The 22,024-nt window shown below is 43.2% G+C and carries 20 protein-coding genes; 16 read left to right on the top strand and 4 right to left on the bottom strand.

What is annotated here, in order from left to right; translation table 11 throughout:
* Positions 1–16: 16 nt before the first annotated feature.
* From ABZD21_RS03825 to ABZD21_RS03810, 4 genes are all read left to right on the top strand, one after another.
* Complete coding sequence (locus ABZD21_RS03825) at positions 17–247, top strand: PLD nuclease N-terminal domain-containing protein (RefSeq protein WP_372773004.1); 231 nt, start codon at positions 17–19, stop codon at positions 245–247.
* Between the two features lie 67 nt (positions 248–314).
* Positions 315–1,427, top strand: a complete 1,113-nt coding sequence (locus ABZD21_RS03820; protein ID WP_372773003.1) for a phosphatase — start codon at positions 315–317, stop codon at positions 1,425–1,427.
* A gap of 30 nt (positions 1,428–1,457) precedes the next feature.
* On the top strand, positions 1,458–2,621 hold the full coding sequence (locus tag ABZD21_RS03815) for a sigma-54-dependent transcriptional regulator (protein WP_372773002.1): 1,164 nt from the start codon (positions 1,458–1,460) through the stop codon (positions 2,619–2,621).
* A gap of 406 nt (positions 2,622–3,027) precedes the next feature.
* Positions 3,028–4,611, top strand: a complete 1,584-nt coding sequence (locus tag ABZD21_RS03810) for an ArnT family glycosyltransferase (protein WP_372773001.1) — start codon at positions 3,028–3,030, stop codon at positions 4,609–4,611.
* A gap of 101 nt (positions 4,612–4,712) precedes the next feature.
* Here ABZD21_RS03810 and ABZD21_RS03805 read toward each other — a convergent pair whose 3' ends face one another.
* Both ABZD21_RS03805 and ABZD21_RS03800 read right to left on the bottom strand, forming a co-directional pair.
* Positions 4,713–6,530, bottom strand: coding sequence for a hypothetical protein (locus ABZD21_RS03805; protein WP_372773000.1), 1,818 nt, complete (start codon positions 6,528–6,530; stop codon positions 4,713–4,715).
* Positions 6,531–6,534: 4 nt separating this feature from the next.
* Positions 6,535–7,950 carry a glycosyltransferase gene (locus ABZD21_RS03800; RefSeq protein WP_372772999.1) on the bottom strand — a complete coding sequence of 472 codons (1,416 nt, stop codon included), beginning with the start codon at positions 7,948–7,950 and terminating at the stop codon, positions 6,535–6,537.
* A gap of 323 nt (positions 7,951–8,273) precedes the next feature.
* Between ABZD21_RS03800 and coaD the strand changes: the two genes are divergently transcribed.
* On the top strand, positions 8,274–8,747 hold the full coding sequence (gene coaD, locus ABZD21_RS03795; protein WP_372772998.1) for a pantetheine-phosphate adenylyltransferase: 474 nt from the start codon (positions 8,274–8,276) through the stop codon (positions 8,745–8,747).
* 2 nt (positions 8,748–8,749) lie between these two features.
* The gene (locus tag ABZD21_RS03790; RefSeq protein ID WP_372772997.1) at positions 8,750–10,168 is read left to right on the top strand and encodes a peroxiredoxin family protein; all 1,419 of its coding nucleotides are present in this window, start codon (positions 8,750–8,752) and stop codon (positions 10,166–10,168) included.
* Here the strand turns inward: ABZD21_RS03790 and ABZD21_RS03785 are convergent.
* Positions 10,156–10,782: an NUDIX hydrolase gene (locus ABZD21_RS03785; protein ID WP_372772996.1), complete on the bottom strand. Its 627-nt coding sequence runs from the start codon at positions 10,780–10,782 to the stop codon at positions 10,156–10,158. The two genes, ABZD21_RS03790 and ABZD21_RS03785, sit on opposite strands and share 13 nt — an antisense overlap.
* Before the next feature lie 32 nt (positions 10,783–10,814).
* On the opposite strand from ABZD21_RS03785, the gene pyrE reads away from it, so the two are divergent.
* The 10 genes from pyrE (at position 10,815) to ABZD21_RS03735 (ending at position 20,752) form a co-directional block, all read left to right on the top strand.
* On the top strand, positions 10,815–11,450 hold the full coding sequence (gene pyrE, locus ABZD21_RS03780; RefSeq protein WP_372772995.1) for an orotate phosphoribosyltransferase: 636 nt from the start codon (positions 10,815–10,817) through the stop codon (positions 11,448–11,450).
* Between the two features lie 123 nt (positions 11,451–11,573).
* A complete protein-coding gene (locus tag ABZD21_RS03775; protein ID WP_372772994.1) occupies positions 11,574–12,023 on the top strand; it encodes a hypothetical protein in 450 nt (149 codons plus the stop codon).
* 55 nt (positions 12,024–12,078) lie between these two features.
* Positions 12,079–13,113 carry a tRNA 2-selenouridine(34) synthase MnmH gene (gene mnmH, locus ABZD21_RS03770; protein WP_372772993.1) on the top strand — a complete coding sequence of 345 codons (1,035 nt, stop codon included), beginning with the start codon at positions 12,079–12,081 and terminating at the stop codon, positions 13,111–13,113.
* Positions 13,106–14,137 (top strand): selenide, water dikinase SelD, encoded by a 1,032-nt coding sequence (gene selD, locus ABZD21_RS03765; protein WP_372772992.1) that lies wholly within the window; start codon positions 13,106–13,108, stop codon positions 14,135–14,137. Before mnmH ends, selD begins: the two co-directional genes overlap by 8 nt.
* A gap of 130 nt (positions 14,138–14,267) precedes the next feature.
* Positions 14,268–14,978 carry a hemerythrin domain-containing protein gene (locus ABZD21_RS03760; protein ID WP_372772991.1) on the top strand — a complete coding sequence of 237 codons (711 nt, stop codon included), beginning with the start codon at positions 14,268–14,270 and terminating at the stop codon, positions 14,976–14,978.
* Complete coding sequence (locus ABZD21_RS03755; protein WP_372772990.1) at positions 14,978–15,580, top strand: response regulator transcription factor; 603 nt, start codon at positions 14,978–14,980, stop codon at positions 15,578–15,580. Before ABZD21_RS03760 ends, ABZD21_RS03755 begins: the two co-directional genes overlap by 1 nt.
* Before the next feature lie 194 nt (positions 15,581–15,774).
* Complete coding sequence (locus ABZD21_RS03750) at positions 15,775–19,173, top strand: two-component regulator propeller domain-containing protein (protein WP_372772989.1); 3,399 nt, start codon at positions 15,775–15,777, stop codon at positions 19,171–19,173.
* 69 nt (positions 19,174–19,242) lie between these two features.
* Complete coding sequence (locus ABZD21_RS03745; RefSeq protein WP_372772988.1) at positions 19,243–19,812, top strand: Crp/Fnr family transcriptional regulator; 570 nt, start codon at positions 19,243–19,245, stop codon at positions 19,810–19,812.
* 69 nt (positions 19,813–19,881) lie between these two features.
* Complete coding sequence (locus tag ABZD21_RS03740; RefSeq protein WP_372772987.1) at positions 19,882–20,268, top strand: hypothetical protein; 387 nt, start codon at positions 19,882–19,884, stop codon at positions 20,266–20,268.
* Positions 20,252–20,752: a DUF4405 domain-containing protein gene (locus ABZD21_RS03735; RefSeq protein WP_372772986.1), complete on the top strand. Its 501-nt coding sequence runs from the start codon at positions 20,252–20,254 to the stop codon at positions 20,750–20,752. Before ABZD21_RS03740 ends, ABZD21_RS03735 begins: the two co-directional genes overlap by 17 nt.
* Before the next feature lie 251 nt (positions 20,753–21,003).
* On the opposite strand, the gene ABZD21_RS03730 is transcribed toward ABZD21_RS03735, so the two are convergent.
* The gene (locus tag ABZD21_RS03730; RefSeq protein WP_372772985.1) at positions 21,004–21,927 is read right to left on the bottom strand and encodes a flagellar motor protein MotB; all 924 of its coding nucleotides are present in this window, start codon (positions 21,925–21,927) and stop codon (positions 21,004–21,006) included.
* Positions 21,928–22,024 lie beyond the last annotated feature (97 nt).

The raw sequence follows: 22,024 nt of genomic DNA, 5'->3' as shown, positions 1-22,024 counted from the left end.
TAAAATAAGATAAACGATGACTTTATTAGGACTTATTGGATCAGGAGAATTGATCGTGATATTAGCGATCACCTTAATTGTATTTTTACCTCCGTTAATTGCACTAATCGACATCTTACGCAATGATTTTGAAGCCAACAACAAGATTATTTGGGTATTGGTCGTAATCTTTTTGAATCTGCTTGGCGCTCTGCTGTATTTTTTCATTGGCCGCAATCAAAAAATTCGGACGAATAATCAGCGGTGAGGATTCATTGAACTCTTTCGCATGCTGTTGTTTCAATAACACAGGTTACAAAGCGGCACCATCAAAGATGCGATTTGATTGCGGACCACGTTCAATCGCTAACGGGATCATTCATGCGAATTCGCCATGTGGTGGCATGCTTTCAATGGTCAGCCATAATTTATCGGTTTTTAAATCGTCTGAAAAGAGTTTCATTCAACCGACTCATGCATTTCCTCAGTCCGGAGCAATTTCTATCTTTAAACTTCGAATTAAAACCGACGAAATGAGACTGGCTGTAATTGATCTGGGAACCAACACCTGCAACTTATTGATTGCTGAACAGGACGGGAAAAACTACCATTTGTTATATCAGGGAAAAGTTGGGGTGAAGCTGGGAAAAGGCGGCATCAACAAACAAGAACTGACACCGGAAGCGTTTGATCGGGCCATTAGTGCACTGAACCGGCATAAACGTACAATTGCTGATATTGGCGCCGATCGGGTGGTCACGATTGCTACGTCGGCAGTGCGCGATGCCGACAACAACGCGGAATTTGCAAGCGCTTTGCGAGAAGCCACCGGACTGGAACTAACGATCATTTCGGGCGAGGAAGAAGCCCGGCTTATTTTTGGGGGTGTGCTGCTGGCTTTTGGTTTTTTGCCAAACAACAGCCTGATAATGGATATTGGCGGAGGGAGCAACGAATTCATTCAAACCCAAAACAGCGAAGTATATTGGAAAGAAAGTTTCCCTCTGGGAATGGCGCGGGTGGTGGAACGATTTCCCCTCTCCGACCCCATTTTGCCCGACGAACGTTTGGCCATTGAGCACTGGTTTGACGAGGGAATGAGCAAACTGTGGCAACAATTAAACGGCACCGCGGTAAGCAGACTTATCGGCTGCTCGGGCGCTTTCGACACCCTGGCCGACCTGATCGACCAGACGGCACCGGGGACAAAAGCACGAATCACACAAGACGTTGACATGAATGACTTTATCCGCATTACTGACGAAATCATCCGTTCGACCAAAGCCCAACGCGAGCACATGGTGGCGATGGAGTCGCTGCGAATTGAAATGATTGTACCATCGTTCATTCTCATGCAGCTGGTGGTAAAAAGGTTAAAGATTACTAAAATCACGCAAACCGACTTTGCTTTGCGCGAAGGCGTTTTGCGAGATTGGATTAATCATTAGTTTTGTTGAACACGACGAAAACAAAGAACTATGTCAAGAATATTAGTTATCGACGACGAACGCAGCATCCGCAATACGCTGAAAGATATTTTGGAGTACGAAAAATACCAGGTTGATTTGGCCGAAGACGGCAAAGCCGGACTGGAATTGCTTAAAAAGAACGAGTTCGACATTGTTTTGTGCGACATTAAAATGCCGGTAATGGATGGTCTTGAAGTGTTGAGCCATATACAGGAGTTGGGCATCGACACTCCGGTGGTGATGATTTCGGGGCACGGCAACATTGATACGGCGGTAGAGTCGATCAAAAAAGGAGCTTACGATTTTATTGAAAAACCGCTCGATCTCAACCGATTATTGATTACCATTCGCAATGCGATGGACAAGTCGAATCTGATTACAGAAACAAAGGTGCTGAAGAAAAAGGTCAGCAAGAAATATGAGATTGTAGGCGAGTCATCCGCCATCCGCAGAATTATAGACATGACCGACCGGGTGGCACCCACCGAAGCGCGGGTACTGATTACCGGATCGAACGGAACCGGAAAAGAGCTGATCGCGCGTCGTTTGCACGAGAAAAGTCACCGTTCAGGCAGTCCGTTTGTCGAAGTTAACTGTGCTGCTATTCCATCGGAGCTAATTGAGAGTGAATTATTTGGCCACGAAAAAGGAGCATTCACCTCGGCTTTAAAACAACGCAAAGGACAATTTGAACAGGCCGATGGCGGAACCTTGTTCCTGGATGAGATTGGCGACATGAGCCTGTCGGCACAAGCCAAGGTATTGCGCGCATTGCAAGAAAACATTATTACCCGGGTTGGAGGCGAAAAACCAATTAAAGTTGACGTGCGCGTTGTGGCTGCCACCAACAAAAACCTGAGCGAGGAGATTGAAAAAGGTCATTTCCGTGAAGATTTATATCACCGGCTGAGCGTAATCCTGATTAAAGTTCCGGCTTTGAACGAACGCCCGGAAGATATTCCGCTACTGGCCGATCATTTTATCAGCCAAATTTGTGGCGAATATGGTATGCCACAAAAGAAAATCCTGCCCGACGCCATTGAAAAACTGCAGGAAATGAAATGGACCGGCAACATCCGCGAGTTCCGCAATGTAATTGAGCGCTTGATTATTTTGTGCGACAAGACCATCTCCGGAGCCGATGTTGATGCCTTTGCCGCTCCGCTGAAATAAGCAGCAATCGGATCGCACTCAAAATCATTTAAAAAATAGCGCTGCAGTCGACCGTTTTAAAACTAAATTTCAGGAAGCTGCTTGCTGCTATTTTCATTTTTTTTAATTCAGATGAAAACATCTTTAGATTTCTGTTGTTTAAAATGACATTGAAGTTGACGTTCTATTACAAACGACATAAAGATGGTGAACCTCTGAGTGCGGAAAGTTTATAGGTTGTTGTCATGGCGTATTTTAACATCTAAATCCGGTCAGCGTGTCCGGAGTACCGACCGTTATCCAGAGGTTCCTCTTTATTTTTTCTCTCCGTTTTACGGCTTCCTTTTCATAAGTTTTCTAAATTTGATCGGCGGTTCACAACCGTTTGAAAATCTTTTCCTTTAGATCACTAAGCTTAGAAAAACGCATGAACAATTGGCTAAAACGGCACTCATTCCCATCTATAATCATCCTGTTATTTCTTGTGCTCTTCTTTTTCATGGGTTACCATCGTTTATGGTCTGCCGGTCCGCAATCGATCCATGCCTGGCGACAAAGCGACAGCTACGCCATTGCCCTAACGTATTTCACCGAGAACCATTCGTTCTGGGAACCTCATTTACTTTACACGGGAGCGAATGGCGACCGGCAAGCGGTAAGCGAATTTCCAATCATTTATTATCTGGTTGCTAAAATTTGGAAAATAACGGGTGAATCCCCCGGCATCTTCAGACTGATTAACCTTCTGATATTTTGGATTGGCCTGTACCATCTGGTTTTACTAATCAACCATTGGGTGAAAGATCAATTTTGGTCCTTCGCCGTACTTTTATTCCTGTATTCGTCGCCAATAATTGGCTATTACAGTTTCAATTTTACGCCCGACGTGCCTGCCTTAGGACTGGCTTTGAGTGGGTTGTACTACCTCAACAAATACCTCCACAATGGCAAAATTACTCCCCTGATTGCCGCGTGCCTGTTTTACACCCTTGCCTCGCTGCTCCGGGTAACAGCCCTACTTTCGTTGCTGTCAGTGCTTTCCGCGCTGTTAATTTTTTACCGAAGGCAACAATTCGTCAGCGGGAAAAAATTGTTTGAACTCAGCCTGTCCGTTTTGTTCATCGCCGGAACCTATTTTGCATGGAACCGTTACGCCAACTGGTACAACGAACAGCATCTGAGTACGATGTTTTTGCAGGAAATCCTTCCAATATGGAGGCTCAATGCAGAACAAATTAACCGAATTATTGAGTGGGCATATCGGGATATTGTTCCCGCGTATTTCAACCAGGCCGGCCTAATCCTCCTGTTTTTCGTCTTTGGTCTGTTACTAATTCGACATAAACAGGCACCGACCTTGCTTCTGCAGTTTTGCATCCTTTTCGCACTCGGCACTGTTGCCTTTGTACTCCTGTTCTTCAAGATGCTCGATGTACACGACTACTCCCTAACCTTCAGCCTCATCGTTATTCCGGCCGTTTTAACTGCAGGGCTGATTTATGTCCGACGACAAAATCCGGCATGGATTAACTCCCGGACAAACAAAGTGCTGACCGTTATTCTGCTGGCTTTTCTTTTGAATAGCAGCATGGTTGTTTCTCGCTCACATTACAATCCGCATCAATCTGCCGTTCGGAACAATTTCCCTATGGAGAAATCGAAAAAGGAATACTGGGAATATATCTATTGGACTATGGAACTTGAAGAATTTCAATTTAAAGGAATATCGAACTATTTACGGGAGTTAAACATTACCAGCAGCGACAGAATAATTTCGCTGGGCGATTATTCACCCAACCGGACCTTGGGTTGGATGAAAACTCAAGGGTTCACCGATGCTTTTCTGCAAGGCGGAAACCTTGGATTTTTTATTGAAGAATGCATTCGGGCTGGTGCCAAATACATTGTGTATAACGAAAACCGACCACCCGATCTGGAAAGTCTGGCTCCGTATCTGGGAGACCAAATCGGTCAGTACAACAAAATCAGGATCTACAATATCGCCCGCTAAGCCATTAATTCAGTTTGACTGAGCGGCTTCTATGTCAAAAACAAGTTGATATTCCCGAACGTGCAGAACTGATACAAAACGGTTCAATCAATTTTATTCATTTAATTACGCTCGGCCATATAAACTGCGTCGAGGTAAATCATGGAGTCCAGCGAAATTCCTTTGTTTTCGGCTTTTTCCTTCACCAGCGAAAGCCATTCCGGTGTATTGCGAATTTCGTTGCTGTAGTAGTCAACTTTACGTTGAAATTCAGCCTGACTTTCGGAATCGTCCATCATCAACCTCTTTTGAACAGACTCCAGCTGATTTGGATCAAGTTGCGGAGTTAAAGCAATAATAAAGGTACCTGTTCCTGGCTGATTGAAAATCGTATCAACCGCAACCGCAATATTGTATTGGGCAGCTGTTCTTTTTACAACATCAACCAACCTTGCGGCCTGCCTCGATGGCGTCGATAACACATGGATTGTTTTACCGGAAACGAGCACCGTGTCGAGCGACGCATCCGAAGAATGCCAGAATCTCACCTGATCGCGACCTTCAACAGAAGTAATCACATGCGGATAAACCCTGTGAAGCACCTCTTCATAATTTATCCGATCGGCGCAATAGCTAAAACCGTAAACCAGTGCATTTTCTACCTGTGGCCCGCTTTCCCAGGTTGGCTCCACAAACCAGTAGTCGTCCCGATCAATCTGATCTCTGACAAACTGCGCTGCTTCCGCCTGATCATTTTTAAATTCCACCTGAGAAGCATTCCCGGCCAATATTTGTCGGGTTGACAACAGCAGTAGGATTGCTGGCAAACTGTACTTGATCACTGCGGTGACTTTTCTATAGGATCCATTTTTATCGAGAAGAAATACGACTCCAAAAAGCATCAGCCCATAAATGCTGAAAAGTGGCGCCAGGTAGTAATTCTTGTAGTGTTTGGAAACCATGAAAAGTTGAATGAAAATCAACACCATGCACCCGACCATAAACAGCACACTCTCTTTCCGGTTTTCCGGCTTCCGGAGGGCGACCACAAGGGCAAAGAGAAGCAATGCAATAATAATCGGAAGCTCTGGATTCGTTGTGAAAATCGTTTTGATATTATTCGCGATCATTTCAAAATTAAAAACCCGCGCATCGCCCGAACCATATAACCCATCGTGCCCGATAATTCCAAAAACGAACCGTTTAAACTCCTGAAACTTCCCTAAAATGGGCGAAATAAACACGGTAAATGACACTAATCCGGACGCTGTATAAATTCCCCGGTGCTTCCAGTTTTTCAGCATAAACAGCGAAAAAATTAACACTGGCAGGTAGTTTATTTTCGTAGCAAAACCAAGCCCCATAACCACCCCCAGCCATACCGCCAATCTTAACTGACTGGACCTCTCACCAAACAAAAACTTCAGCAAAACAATAATCAGCAAAAGTGTTACAATTGAAAGAAAACGATCGGGATTGCAGCGATTAAACAAGTCCAGCAAAACCGGATGATAAAACAGCGAAAATTGCAAGATCAGTACGTTTGTAAACCGGTGCGATTTAATGCCAATTCGCCCAATAAAATAAACCAATACGGACGCGAGTAGGGTCAACGAAACTGAAATTGCTCCGAGATAAAACTCCGGCCGGTTCAATACATCAACCACAATACGATCTTTGCCAGCAAAAAGATGGACAATCCGAATGACAAGCCCATTGTACAACTGAAACGGGGTGCCCGGATGATCGGTGTGGCCAATTTGCCCGAACTTTAAACAAGCGCAATTCAGCCCATTGATCAGATAAGGGTATTCCGGGTCGCAACCTTTCACATAAAACGGCAGACTTGTAAAGTAGGCATACAAACCCCAAAACAGAATGGCCAACGGAACAAACCAGATTGAAATGGTCGGTTTAAGAAAGGAAGTTCTTGATTTCATGGAGCTATCTGAATTTTATTTTTTTAGCAGCTACGAAACTCATTTTTATGAGCAGCCAACCATGCTTGAATCGACTAATTTGTGTACTGCCATATTCCCGATCTTTATACCTGACGATGATTTCGGTGATTTTAAGATTCAGTTTTGCGGCTCCAAACAATAGATCGAAGTCGCCAAACGGATCAAAATCACCGAAATAGTTTCGGTTCGCTTTAATTTTCTCGTAATCTGTTCGGAACAGCACTTTCGTCCCGCAAAGGGTATCCTTCAGGCGCTGGCCCAACAAGAATGAAAAAAACCAGCCGAAAAATTTATTTCCCAGAAAATTCAGGAATCGCATTGCCTCTTTCTCCATGGGGTAAACCAGCCGACACCCGTTAATAAACTCCCCTTTATTTGTCGACAGTGCTTCGTAAAACTTTGGCATATCTTCAGGCGGAGTAGTCAAATCGGCATCTAAAATCATCAATATATCACCGGTCGCAACTTCAAAAGCATCGCGAACGGCGTTCCCTTTTCCCGTTCCGGATTGTTTCATCACTTTGATGTCTTTGTCAGGATAGGCTTTCTGGACCCGCAACATTTCTTCGTACGTACCATCCTGCGATCCACCTTCTATAAAAATAAATTCCTGATGAGACCCAAAAGAAGGCGTTCTCCGGATGGCATTTTCAACATTTCCCTTTTCGTTTCGCGAAGGAATGACAATGGTAGTTGAGTATTGCTTTTGAGACGCATAATCGACCGGTCGGGCGGTGATGAAATTCACCAGGTTCAAGGCATTCACCCCCGGAAGGTTAGCCAGAAACTTATTGACGATCACATTCAACACCGGAACATATTTGGGAAACAACAGCTTCTTGTCAACCGTAATAATCTCAAAATTTTCAAGTCGAAGTAAATTTCCGAGGTCCCTCACCGACAGCCAGTTCTGCAAGGGCTGCTTGGCTTTAAGCCGTAAATTTTCACCCAATCTCAAAGTGGGCTCCCACAAATAATTATAGCTGGAAATAACAATTTTTGTCGACGGGCTCACATAAGACCGAAGCGACCTGAAAAACTTTTGAACATCCCAAAGCGAGCTAAGCAGGTCAGAAACAATGATATAATCAAACTTTTCGGTCGTAGTAAATTCAATCGCGTCGGCCACCAAAAAATTCAACTGCGGATATTTTGCTTTGGCAATTTCAATCGCTTTCACAGAAAAATCGACTCCCAATCCATAAGCAGGTTTCACAGCATGGAGTAAATCTCCGGTTGAGCAGCCTAATTCCAAAACGTTCGCTCCTTCGGGAATAATAAAGGAATATTGCTTTTCCAAAACGAGGTGGTAAAACCGGTTCCTTTTTTTCCATTGATCGCGTCTGGAAGCATTTTCTTCGAAATAATCGATTAGGCTTTGTTTCGTTTGGTTTGTCATAGACTAGTTGGTCATTAATTAACCGGTGAAAACAAACCCATGAATTCATTCGTTTTGTCAGATAAACCGGTCGGTTGATTTTATGCTTCTGCTAACAGCTAACACTCGGGTAAAAATAGAAAATTCTGCTGATAACTAACCTTTAATTAACTCCGTTTAGACTTCAACCATGCGATGTGACTCAAACTGCCTGATCGGAGAACGTAACTTCGACCCGAAACACGAACAGGCATCAAAATGGGCAACGATCTGAGAAAGTCGGTATATTTTCGGCTTTCCAGATTTTATCGTTTATATTTGGACGATTGATTCAAATTATGCTCATGGAGAAAATTGCCATATTCCCCGGTTCGTTCGACCCGTTTACCATCGGACACGAAAGTGTTGTACGCCGTGCAATTCCGATGTTCGATAAGATCATCATTATGATTGGTTACAACACGAAAAAACAATCGTTTTTCCCGCTTGAAAAAAGAGAACGATGGATTGCACAGGTTTTTGACGATCAGCCGAAAATTGAAGTTCGGACGCACGAAGGGCTAACGGTTGATTTTGCCCGCTCGGTAAACGCAAGCTACATATTGCGTGGTTTGCGTACATCGGCTGATTTTGAATATGAACGGGCCATTGCTCAAATGAATAAAAAACTTTATTCCAATATTGAAACTGTTTTTCTGCTCACCATGCCCGAGCACACGCCGATTAACTCGTCGATTGTGCGCGATATTATTTTACATGGCGGTGATGCCAGTATGTTTATCCCGAAAGGGTTGAATATGGATGAATTCACGCTTTAAAAATGATCCGGTTTCTTTCCATCGTCTTGCTGTTTGCCCTTTTTCTGAATACGAAGGCGCAAACACAGCCCGTAAAAATTAGCGGGATAGCTCCCGGCTATGCCGGAAAAAGCATCGATCTGCTTGTGCAAACCGACCCGATTACCGATCGCACCTCCACTGTCGCCACAATTCAAGTTCTGGCTGACGGTACGTTTGACACCTCGGTTCCGGTCAAACAGACCAGCTTTTGTTTTGCCACTTTCGATCGGTGGAAAGCTGAATTATATTTACAACCGGGTGCCAACTATCACTTGCTACTGCCCGGCTACCAACCGCTAACCGAAGCTGAAAAGCGAAATCCTTTTTTGCAACCTATTGAAATTCCGTTCGGACTACGAGATGCGGAAAAAAACGATATCAACGAACTAATCCGGTCGTTCGAAGCTGCCTATGTTCGAGAGGAAGCGAACTATTTTGGCCAGATTTTTAAAGACAAGTCTCATGCTGCAGCCGATTCGATGACGGCTCGTTTGGTTCGTCAGTTTCCGAAGACGAAGAACGGGTATTTTGAAGACTACAAATTCTACCGACTGGCGACAATTCGTTTTGCCCTGAACCAGGACAATGCGAATGAATTTATCAAAACCTATCTCGACCGGCAGCCGTTGCCCTTCAACCTACCGCCTTATACACAGTTGTTTGAACAACAATTTACCGGTTTCTTTTACCAGGAGAGCAACCGCATTGGTGGCGATCAATTTCGAAATATGGTTGGCAAAGGAAATTTGGCAGAGATTGAAAATTACCTGACGGGACAAAAGAAATGGAGCCCGGCTTTAAGTCGAATGGTCATTCTGAAAGGTATTGCCGATGGCTATTACCAGGGACAATTCAACCCAAAAACAATGCTTTCCCTGTTGGAGAAAATAGCCGGCAGTAATTGGAATGCACAAGAAAAAGAAGTGGCCAAAGCCCTTCAGCATAAACTGACCTATTTAACCGCTGGAACCGCTGCTCCGACTATCAGTGGTGCCGATTTGAACGGACAGTCGTTTAAGTTATCAGACCTTCGCGGGAAATTGGTTGTCCTGCATTTTAGCAGCGTCACCAACCCGATTTGCCGCCAACATTTAGACGAGTTGAAAAATATCGCGGACCAATTTAAAGGCAAAGTTGAATTTATCAACCTCCTGCCTATGGCCGACCTCGCAAAAAAAGCATTGATCACTCAGCAAAACTGGCCCGGTCGGTTTATACTTGTTGATGACCAACAGTTGGAGAAATACCGGATTAAAACCTTCCCGATTTCGTATCTGGTGGATGAACAAGGAAACTTGCTGTATGCTCCGGCACTAAACCCAACGGAAGGCTTGTCGCGGCAACTATCTGGTTTGATGAAACAACGACAAATCGAAAAATTCAGAAATCAAGCTAAATAATCGTTTAGTAGTTCAAGTAAATTACCGTAGGTCGACTCGTAAACCACGTCCATATTTTGAGGATCAAACCACCGGATGTCGGTAATATCCTCTGCGATTTGCGGAACAGGAACCTCTACGCCGTCATAAAACATTTCGAACCAAGTGGTTTCTTTCCAAACCCAATTATTCGGTTCGGCTATAAACGGCGACCGGTAAATATGGTAAGTTGAAGTGATTCGGCGACCTAAGCGAATGCCCGACAAACCACACTCCTCTTCCACTTCCCGAAGGGCAGCTTCTTCAACCGACTCGTTGGCCTCGATTTTACCTTTGGGTAAATCCCACCGATCAAACCGCCGGATAAACAGGATTTTTCCCGCTGCATTTCGGGTAATTCCTCCTGCGGCCGGAATCACATTCATCTGTGCGATCAATTCCGGCATGAAGTCTTTTTCAATCAAACAATTAAGGATAGGTTGTTCAGCATATTTCCGTTTTTCAAGCAATTTCAACATTTCGAAAAACTTACTAATGCTCTGAATTTCAACTACATCACCAATGTTACCCAAAAGTGAATTCTTAAATTTGGGGGTAAAACGAATCAGGTACTCATTGAAAAAAACTTTGTACATTTGCGGGGAATTCAGATTAAACAATTACAATTATGCAAGACATCCATTTGGAAGTAACAAAAAAGCTCGTACAAATTAACACAATAAAAATCCAACCGGCAAACCCATTTACCTGGGCATCAGGCTGGAAAGCACCCATCTACTGCGACAATCGTAAATTATTGTCCTATCCTGAAGCCAGAACGTTCGTTTGCAAGCAATTCGTAAAAATCCTTCGCGAGAAATACCCGAATGCCGAAGTAATTGCCGGGGTAGCTACCGGAGCAATCGCCATCGGTGTACTAATTGCTGAAGAGCTAGGCTTACCATTTATTTATGTTCGGTCGAAACCGAAGGATCATGGTTTGGAAAACCTGATTGAAGGTGATTTAAAAGCCGGACAAAAAGTTGTTGTGATTGAAGATTTAGTATCAACCGGAATTAGCAGTCTGAAAGCTGCCGAAGCAATCACATCGGCCGGAGGTGCTGAAGTTTTAGGTATGTTGGCGATATTCACCTACAATTTCCCGGTTGCTCAACAAGCTTTCGAAAAAGCCGGAATTGAACTGACAACTTTAAGCCGCTACCAAACGCTACTCGAAGTTGCTCTTGAATCGGGCGACATTGAAGAAAGTCAGCTCGAATCGTTGAACAAATGGCGTGAAGATCCTGCAAACTGGGGTAAATAATCCAGACAAAATCAAACAGATACATAGCAATCCCCGGCCCCGTCGGGGATTTTTCTGTTTTTAGAGTCATATTCATCAACCGAGTCCGGGAAAACAAAAAGCCCGCTCATTAACCCACCAACTATGGGATTAGAAAAATATATCAGCGATATCAAAATCGTTGAGCAAAATCAAGACGTTGTATACAACTACCTGTCGAATTTCGAAAATCTTTCGACCTACATTAACGAAGGTTTATTGTCGAAAATAAACGAAACGATACCACAAGTCAAGGTTTCAGACTTTGAATCAGACGCTGATTCCTGTCGGTTCAAAATCTCAGGAATGGGACAAGCCGAGATTCGCATTATCGACCGCGAACCGGCAAGCACCATCAAATTAGCAAGCTCCGGAAGTTTGCCAATTGGCATCACATTTTGGATTCAGCTGTTACCTGTAACACCGTACCAATCGAAAATGAAATTGACGCTGCATGCCGAGATGAGCATGATGATAAAAATGATGGTGAATAAAAAACTAGGCGAAGGCATCAACCAATTGGCTGACATGCTCGCAAAACTGCCCTATCGTTAATCGATGGCATGTCACTCCCCAACCAACAAACACACCTATAAAACCGCAAACCACCATGGTGACCAAACTGAATATAGCACAATACTTCGAGCAAAAGGCCGGAAGCCTGCCATTAATTGATGTGCGGTCGCCGGGCGAGTTTGCCAAAGGCCATGTTCCGGGAGCGCACAACATTCCGCTTTTCAACGACGCTGAGCGAGCCGAAGTTGGCACCATGTACGTTCGTCATTCGAGGGAAAAAGCCATTGAGCTGGGCTATAAATTTGTAACGCCAAAGCTTCGCGATTTCATTGAGCAAGCTACACTTATTGCACCTGACAGACAAGTTGTTGTGCATTGCTGGCGGGGAGGAATGCGGAGTGCAGCGTTTGCCCAACATTTGTCGGACAACGGATTTCAGACTGTTTTTTTGATTGAAGGTGGCTATAAAGCCTTTCGAAATCATGTGCTCAAAACCTTCGACTTCCCATTCAAACTGAGAATTCTTGGAGGATATACCGGTAGCGGCAAAACCCATATTTTGCAGGCTTTGAAACAACGCGGACATCAGGTTGTGGACCTCGAACATCTGGCCAACCACAAAGGTTCTGCTTTTGGTGGCATCGGACTACCGGAGCAGCCCACAGTCGAACAGTTTGAAAACATGCTGTTCGACGAATTCCGCCGACTCGATTTTTCACGTCCCATTTGGCTTGAAGATGAAAGTCATAACATTGGAGCGGTGAAAATCCCCATGAATCTGTTCACTCAAATGCGGCAGCAAAAGCTTTATTTTGTCAACATTCCGGCTGAAAAAAGGGCAGCGCATCTGGTAAAGGAATACGGCAATTGTCTTTCGGAAGAACTGGCTTACTCCATCCAGCGAATTTCGAAACGGTTGGGTGGGTTGGCGGTCAAAAACGCCCTGCACTATTTGGCTGACGGAAACTATTTCGAAGTCGCTAAAATTGCCTTGTTCTATTACGACAAATCGTACCTGATTGGTATGAATTCGCGCGATCAGTCAAACGTGGACACTCTGGAACTGAAGGATACCAATGCCAGGGAAAATGCGGAAATTATATTAAATTATTTGGAAAGTTATGTCTGAAATTCGACTCACTCAATATAGTCACGGTGCCGGCTGCGGATGCAAAATATCGCCACAGGTTTTGAGCACCATCTTGCATCACACCACCAGTATGCCCGAAGATCAACGATTACTGGTCGGCAATCAAAGTCGCGACGATGCAGCGGTGTACGACATGCTCGATGGAACAGCGATCATTAGTACAACCGATTTTTTCATGCCCATTGTTGACGATCCGTTCACCTTTGGAAAAATTGCCGCCACCAATGCTATCAGCGATGTATACGCCATGGGAGGAAAGCCCCTGCTGGCGATTGCCATTCTGGGATGGCCGGTCGATAAGCTACCGGCAGAGGTGGCACAAAAGGTGATGGATGGCGGTCGCGAAGCCTGCCTCGAAGCTGGAATTGTTCTGGCCGGAGGTCACAGTATCGACAGTCCGGAGCCTATTTTCGGATTGGCTGTCACCGGAAATGTGGAGCTAACCAAGCTCAAGCGAAATGACACTGCCACCTCGGGCTGCCTGCTCTATTTGACGAAACCGTTGGGCGTGGGTGTATTTACCACGGCCGAAAAACAAGGCAAGTTAAAAGCCGAGCATGCCCAACTCGCGCCCGAATCCATGTGCCGGCTGAACAACATTGGTCTCGACTTCGCGGCAATTGAAGGCATCCGCGCAATGACCGACGTCACCGGCTTCGGATTGCTTGGCCATCTAACCGAAATGTGTGAAGGCAGCAATTTATCGGCTGAAATTGAATTTGAGAAGATTCCCCGTTTCGCGGGGGTAGATGAATATATCGAACAAAAATGCATTCCGGGCGGAACGTTCCGTAACTGGAGCAGCTATGGTTGTAGCATTAAGCTGCGCACCGACGATGAAAAACTAATTCTTTGTGACCCGCAAACAAGCGGTGGCTTGCTCATTGCTGTTGAGCCTGCTGAAGCGGCTAAAATTGAAGAAATTCTGGAACGACACGGATTTCAAACCCATCCATTTGGTTTTCTGAAAGATAAAGCTGAATTTCTGATTGAAGTAAAATAATTCAATCCGGGGTTCAGTTAAAAACGGGGTTAATTTGAAATTAAGCCGATCAAATTAGCACTAAAACTGTTTAAAAGATTGTCGGAGTGTTTAGTTCGAAACAGAATCGCAAATTCGGAGAAAAAGCATTATGAAGCTATTCAAAAAAGAAGACAAGATGAGTTCGTTGGTTACCGCCAACTGCAATCTACTGCCGGTGATCAACCGTTTTGGTATCCGGCTGGGGTTCAAAGAGAAAACCATTGCCGAAATATGTACAGAGCAAGATGTAAACCCCGATTTTTTTCTGGCGATTGTCAACACCTACACCGACGAAAATTATTTCCCGGAGCAGGAACTTTTGTCCTTCTCCCCTCTTTTGCTGATTGATTATTTGAAAAATACGCACAACTACTACATCGGTTATGTGCTTCCGAAAATCGAACGACTTCTTACCAAGGTGATGGAAACCTGCCGGGACAACTGTGACAGTTTGAAAATGATCAGCTCCTTTTACAAAAAATACAAGACGGAATTACTGCTCCATTTAAAGACTGAAGACGAAAAGGTTTTCCCGTACATTGTAAATTTGTATAAAAACCGAAACCGACAACCCGATCAAAAGTCGATTGCTGAGTACGAAGATGAGCACACCAATGTAGAGGAAAAACTGAGCGACCTGAAAAATCTGGTGATTAAATACCTGGACCCCAATTATGATCACAATGCCATGAATGAGTTCTTACTGGCCTTGTTTCAGTTCGAAAAAGACTTGTACGATCATGCGCGCATTGAAGACGCGATTTTGGTGCAACAAGTGATCATGTTGGAAGAGGAAGTAAAAACAAAACCCGCTCAGTAATGGAAGAGAACGTATTTATCATTCATCCTTCCGAAATTATCCGCAAAGGGCTAACCTGGGTATTGCAAGAGTACTTCAAAATGGAGATCACGCAACTGAGCTCCATTGACGACTTAAATTCATTTGCAGCGATTAGCAACAATCTGATCATTATTATTTTGCAAAAAGGAATGACCCTACCCGTCGAAACGGAAGAACGGTTACGCCGAAACAACCATGTATTTTTGGTGAGCCTGAGCCCGTCGACTGACAAGGATGGGCTGGTAGAAGGGTATGATTACGATTTAAATGTACTGGCCACCAACCTCGAAATCCAAACGCTGGTTCAAGTGATACGCAAATCGGCCAGTAAAATCAAAGCTATAACGGCTGAAAACAGCGACCTCACCCAACGCGAAAAAGATGTGATCCGGCAAATTGCCCTGGGCCTATCGAATAAAGAAATAGCCGACAAGCTGAATATCAGCATCCACACGGTTATCTCACACCGAAAAAACATCACCGAAAAGCTGAACATCAAATCCATCTCAGGTCTCACGGTTTATGCCATCATGAATAACCTGCTGGATATTACAGACATCAATTTAGAAGAACTGATTTAATTGCTCGTGATTCCCTAACCTAACTACCGTCATCGCTCTGTTCGAAAAAAGCGACTGTCGGACAATAATGAACATAATGCCAACAGAAGCCCGGAAAACCGCAAAATCGTGGTTTTATAACAGGAGTTTTATTCAATCTTCGATGCTAAAAATGTTAATTTTAGCGTTTTTCCGATTCTATAAATTCGTTGTCAATGAAATTTGGGCTTACTAAATGTGCCGGCCGAAGCATACGTTTAATCGTGCTGCTGATAGTACTGTGTTCGTTAAACGGGAATGCCCGTCACAGTGAATTAAAATTCGATCACCTAACAATAAAAGACGGACTCTCTCAAAGTTCGGTCTATTCCATCTTACAAGACAGCAGAGGTTTTATGTGGTTTGGTACCCGAGCAGGAGGACTGAACCGCTACGATGCGTATTCTTTTACAGTCTTTAAATACCATAGCGAAGACCAATTTAGTATCAGTGGCAATCAGGTTATTTCGTTGGCCGAAGACAAGGACGGAAATATATGGGCCGGCACCCGCCAAGATGGTTTAAACCGTTTTGACGTGAAAACGGAAAAATTTTATCGCTACCGGTTTAGTGAAAGCGATTCAACCTCAATATCCAACAACACTGTCAATACAATTTATTTAGATAAAAGTGGAAAACTGTGGGTGGGAACCAATAGTGGTTTGTGTTTGTACGATCGTGAAAACGACAACTTTATTCGCTATGATGCTTCGAAAGACCTAACTCTTGAAGACACCAGAGCTATTGTTGAATCGGACGATGGTTTGTTTTGGCTCGGCGGCAAAACCGGCCTGGCACTTTACGATCCCCAAAAAAATAAGACCCTGGCAACTTTCGGGCACGATGAGAACAACCCCTCCAGTTTAAGCGAATCGCAAATAGAAACGCTGGTTGAGGATCGAATGGGTCGTGTTTGGGTGGGCACTCGAAGTGGCGGCCTAAACTGCCTGACAGACCGTGAGAAGGGAACATTTATCCGCTATCGTCACGACCCGAATAATAAAAACAGTATCTCCTCCGATGTGGTGAGAACACTCCACGAAGATCGCAAGGGAGTTATTTGGATTGGAACCAAAAAGGCTCTGGAACAACTTAATCCGGACCAACAGGAGAGTTCAAACCCTATTTTCATCCATCACGTCCGTGTTGAAGGTGATGAACACAGCATCAGCCAAAATTCCGTTTTTTCTTTTTATGCCGATCGTCAGGAAAACTTTTGGATTGGTTTTTATAGTGAAGGGATTAGCTATTTATACAATGGAGGTCAGAAATTTCACCACTACAAAAACAACATTTTCGATCCGTACAGCCTGAGCAACAACATGGTGAGTTCTTTTGAAGTAACCGAGGCCGGCATATGGATCGGAACACAGGGCGGAGGGCTAAACCTTTTAGACCGGACAAACGGAACGTTTACGCACTTCCGGATGGACACGAATAAACCGGGGAGATTGACGAGTGATAACATTAGAACGTTGTTTGTGGATAGTGATGGCGATTTATGGGTTGGAACCTACAATGGGGTTCATTTTTACAATAAAACAATAAACCGTTTCGATCACTACCTGAACGACCTGAATATTTATACCATAAAAGAAGGCTTGAAGGGAGAGATTTGGATTGGCTCCACTGAAAGCTTAATTCGACTGAATAAATCAACCAAAAAAATTAAGATCTACACGAACAACAAATCCGATACCCGAAGTATGAATTCGAATTCGGTAAATACCATCTATCGCGATAAACAAAACGGACTGTGGATTGGAACTAAATTCGGGTTGAACTACTATGACCGGGCCAACGACAATTTCATTCAATATAACCATGAAAAGGATAACCCGACTACTCTTAGCGACCCCAACGTGACTTCAATTTGTGAAGATTTGGAAGGAACGCTTTGGATAGGAACACTTGATGGCCTGAATAAATTTGACTCTGTAAAGAAGAGCTTTCAGCGCTTTGGCGCGGAGCAAGGGCTTCCCAGCAGTATAATCAGCAATTTAATTTCTGATCATCGTGGCTATTTGTGGCTTACGACAGTTCGCGGACTTTCGAAACTAGATCCCAAAGCAACTCTCGATTCTGTTTTCAGTCCTTCAAACTTTATTCTTAAAACTTATGATAGCGAAGATGGATTGCAAGATGTTGATTTCCTGCAAAATTCAGCGTTTAGGAGCGAGCGTGGTGACTTGTTTCTTGGCGGAATAAATGGCTTTAATATTTTTAATCCCGACAGCCTAACTGACAATACGCACATTCCGGAAGTATACATTACCGATTTTAAGCTTTTTAACAAGTCGGTTGTGCCTGATGATGAAAATTCGCCTTTAAAAAATAAGATCTGGCTTACCAACAAAATTGAACTAAACCACAAACAATCCTTTATCACATTCAATTTTGTGGCTTTAAATTACACATTGTCCCAAAAGAATCGGTTTTCCTATATGATGGAAGGTTTTGACAAAGAATGGAACTACGTTGAGGGCAAACGTGAAGCGCTGTATACCAACCTGCGACCGGGCTCCTATGTATTTAAGGTAAAGGCATCGAATAACGACGGTGTTTGGAACGAACAGGGGACATCCATTAAAATTATTGTACATCCTCCATGGTGGGAAACGCTGTGGTTTAGGATCCTGGGAGTTCTGTCGCTTCTCGGAATTGTAGTTGTCGGCCATCGCATTCGCCTTGCCAGCCTTCAGAAACAAAAGACAACACTACAGCAAAAGGTAAAAGAAAGAACCATTGAACTGGAAAAAGCCGAATCGGAATTGAAGATCAAAAACCAGGAAATTCTAGCGCAAAACAGCAACCTAAGAATACAGAAAGAAGAAATCGGCTTACAAGCCAGAGAGCTTGAATTACAGAAAAAAATACTCGAAGAAACGAATGCCTCAAAAGATAAATTCTTCTCAATATTAGCGCACGATCTTAAAAATCCCTTTTCAACAATGATCGGTTTTTTGGAAGTTTTGCGGGATGATTACTACGAGTTAAATGAAGATGAGAAAATAGAAATGATCGGTATTGCGCATGATTCAGCCAATCTGATTTTAAATTTAATTGAAAACCTGTTGCTTTGGTCACGGAGCCAACGGGGTTTAATGCCTTGTCAACCTTCGAAATTAGATGTTGTTACATTGATTGAAAAAGAATTATCGTTGTTAAAAACAATGATTGAAAAGAAGGGTATCGCGTTAAAATTAAGGTATCAACAACCTAAAATGGAAATTCAGGCCGATGAAAATATGCTAAGCATGGTGGTGCGCAACCTGGTTTCGAATGCCGTTAAATTCACCAATCAAAATGGGGAGATAAAAATTGACGTAAAAAACACGGGAGAGGCGGCTTTATTCGAGATTTCTGATTCCGGAATTGGAATCCCCAAAGATGTCGCCGACAGGTTATTTCACTTAAATACCAATTTCTCGCGATTAGGTACTGCCAACGAAAAAGGAACCGGACTAGGATTGGTTCTTTGTCAGGAATTTGTAAACGTACATCATGGAAAAATTTGGGTTGAAAGCGAAGAAGGTCGGGGGGCTTCGTTTTATTTTACAATTCCGTTAAATTAGCCGTAACCAACGGAACATTGCTCGGGCAGGGGCATGAAACGAAGACAACCATCAAACAGCGGGATTCTCATGAAAGAAAAACTAGAAGAATTTTTAGCCGAAAAATTTAATGCCGGCGAAAACGAGATTACTGAAGTTGTCGCTAACTTCAAAACGATTAACGCAACAAAAGACGAGGTTCTGGTTGAAAAAGGTAAGGTTTGCCGGCATCTGTATTTTATTGTTAGTGGCTGTATAAAGGCATGTTTCACCGATGATCGCGGACAAGAGACGATTCGCTATGTCGCTTTCGAGAATCAATTTATCTCATCCATCCACAGCTTCATTAAGCAAACACCGACCAATGAATATATCTGTGCCGTTGAACCGTCAGTATTATTGGTTATTTCGTATGCCGATTTTAAAACAGCATTACGCAATAGTTCGCTCTTTAAAGATTTTTACATTGGAATGCTTGAAGGAACTTATTTGAACAACCACTGGCGCATTGAAACGTTCTTAAGACTTGATGCAAAACAGCGATATGAATACATCCTCAAAAATAACCCTCAACTTGTTCAACGTTTATCGAACAAAAACCTGTCAAGTTTCCTGGGAATTACGCCTGAAAGTTTAAGCAGAATAAAGGCTAAAAAATAATTTCTTATCATATATCAATGTTTTAGGACGCACTTTACTGCAACTTTGCCCAGGTAAAAACTAAAAGAGATGAACTACACTTCAGTTTTAGAAAAAGGCGAAACCTTGCTATTGTGGGTTTACAGAGCAATTGCAAATAAGTTTACAAACGTTTTCAATAAACTTAGGAATCAATTCCCGATTATTGACAGATCGCCACTATTAAAATACAGTTTAATCCCTGCGTTAATTGGCTTATTCTTCCTGCTTCGCAATATTATCAATCTGGGCATCAACGAACTGGCGAGCTGGTCGTCAAATTTACTAGGTGAAGCATCCGGCGTAAATGTTCCGGAAAGAACAATCGTTATCGCTTTTGCAGTTTTAGTAATTACGCTACGGATTGGCCTAAAGCTTAGAAGTGAGATAAAAAAAAGGATAAACAAATTGGAGCCAACAAATGAACGAAACAACTAGATCCTCAAAATCAAGAAGAAACTACTATGTTGATATCGCTAGTTTCTTCCCATTTCTTCTTCTATTAATTAGCGGAATAATAATGCTGGTGTACCATGCTGGGAAACCAGCTTCAGAAACCATACTGGGTAAGGATTCTCATTTCTGGTTGAATACCCATATCGTTTTTGCTGTTATCTCGATTGTGGCGACCGCGATTCATTTAAGTCTTCACTTAAACTGGTTTAAGAAGTTATTTTCGGGAACTTTAAAAAACAAATACTGGCTTAGAAATTTGATCTTGTTGGTTCTGTTCTTGATAACGACCCTAACATCTGTTGTTCCATGGCTATTTTTTGACGAATCCCCTACTGCGACTGCGATACTTGGCATCCATAATAAGTTTGGACTAATATTAGTCGTGTTTTTTGCAATTCACTTGCTTAGTTACTTCAGTTGGCTGATTAATATGACAAAAAAAGTGTTTGCGAACAATCGACCCTAAGTTGGAGCAAAGTTGTAATCGGCAACTTGTGTGGCAAAAAAAAATTCCAATTCTATTGAGATGCACAATTTATAAATTGGCATGAACCTGCTGGAAATAGAAAAAGGGAGAAGCTGTCCGATAGTATTACCGTCCAGCTTCCCCCTTTTTTGTCAATTTCATCTATTGCTCTCCTCAGTACAAGAGCTTTTTTCATCTAACCTTGATTCCACCTCTTCGGTGTTCACATGAATCAGCGGGCTCTAATTGTGTTAATTTGTTTTTAACAACTGCATAATTTCATCCAACTTCGGAGACAAAATAATCTCAGTCCTCCGGTTTCTTGCTCGCCCCTCGGGTGTTGTGTTGGTGTCTCTGGGCGAGAACTCTCCTTTTCCAGAAGCGGTTAAACGGATGGGCGTAATCTTGTATTCTTCGGTCAAAATCCGAACAATGGAAGTTGCCCGGGCGACACTCAAATCCCAATTGTCGCGATAAACAGCTGTACGAATGGGAATACTATCGGTGTGACCTTCGACAAGAATGCTAATGTCCCGGTTTTTATCCAGCACATCGGCCAAAACCTTGATGGCTTCTTTCCCTTTTGTTTCAATAGCTGCGCTTCCCGACTTAAACAACAACTTATCGGACATCGACACGTAAACCTTTCCGTTTTTGATCTCAACAGAAAGCTCGTCTGACTTGAAACTTAACAGCGCATCTCTTAAAATATTGTTTAGTCGATTGGTAACCGAATCCTGCCGCGAAATTACCTGCTGAAGTTCCTTCAAAGCCGCTTCTCTTTCGAGGATAAGTTTCTCCTTTGCCGACAGTTCGTCCGATTTTTGTTGCAACGCCAGGTTGAAGCTTGCCGATTGTGAAAGCTTTTCATCGGTCAAATCCTGATACTCATCCGTTAAATCCTGATACTTCTTCTCCTGTTCTTTGAGTGACAGATATAAACCGGCCACATCTCCATTCAAACCCGCGATTGTTTTGTTTAACGAATTGATTTCGTTTTCTCGCTGATCAGCCAGCGAACAGAGACTATCCCGCTCTCCCAAAACGGTCTGAACCCGCTCCGACACAAACAATTGTCTTTTTGGCTTGACTTGCCCGCACTGATAAAAGGGCTTACACGAACTCAGGAACAAAGCACCTGAAAAAATAAAAAGAAACAAATACCGAGTTTTCATATTTACGTGTTTTAATTCTTGCAAGAATAAGAAAAAATTACTGTATCCTGATTTCTACTTGGTCTTTATGACCATGATACTTTAAAACAGCTTAAAA

Origin of the sequence: Mangrovibacterium sp. (genome assembly GCF_041596335.1) — a bacterium.
Lineage (GTDB): Bacteria > Bacteroidota > Bacteroidia > Bacteroidales > Prolixibacteraceae > Mangrovibacterium.
The sequence above is the reverse complement of the archived record's forward strand: the minus strand, read 5'-3'. Positions and strand labels throughout refer to the sequence as shown.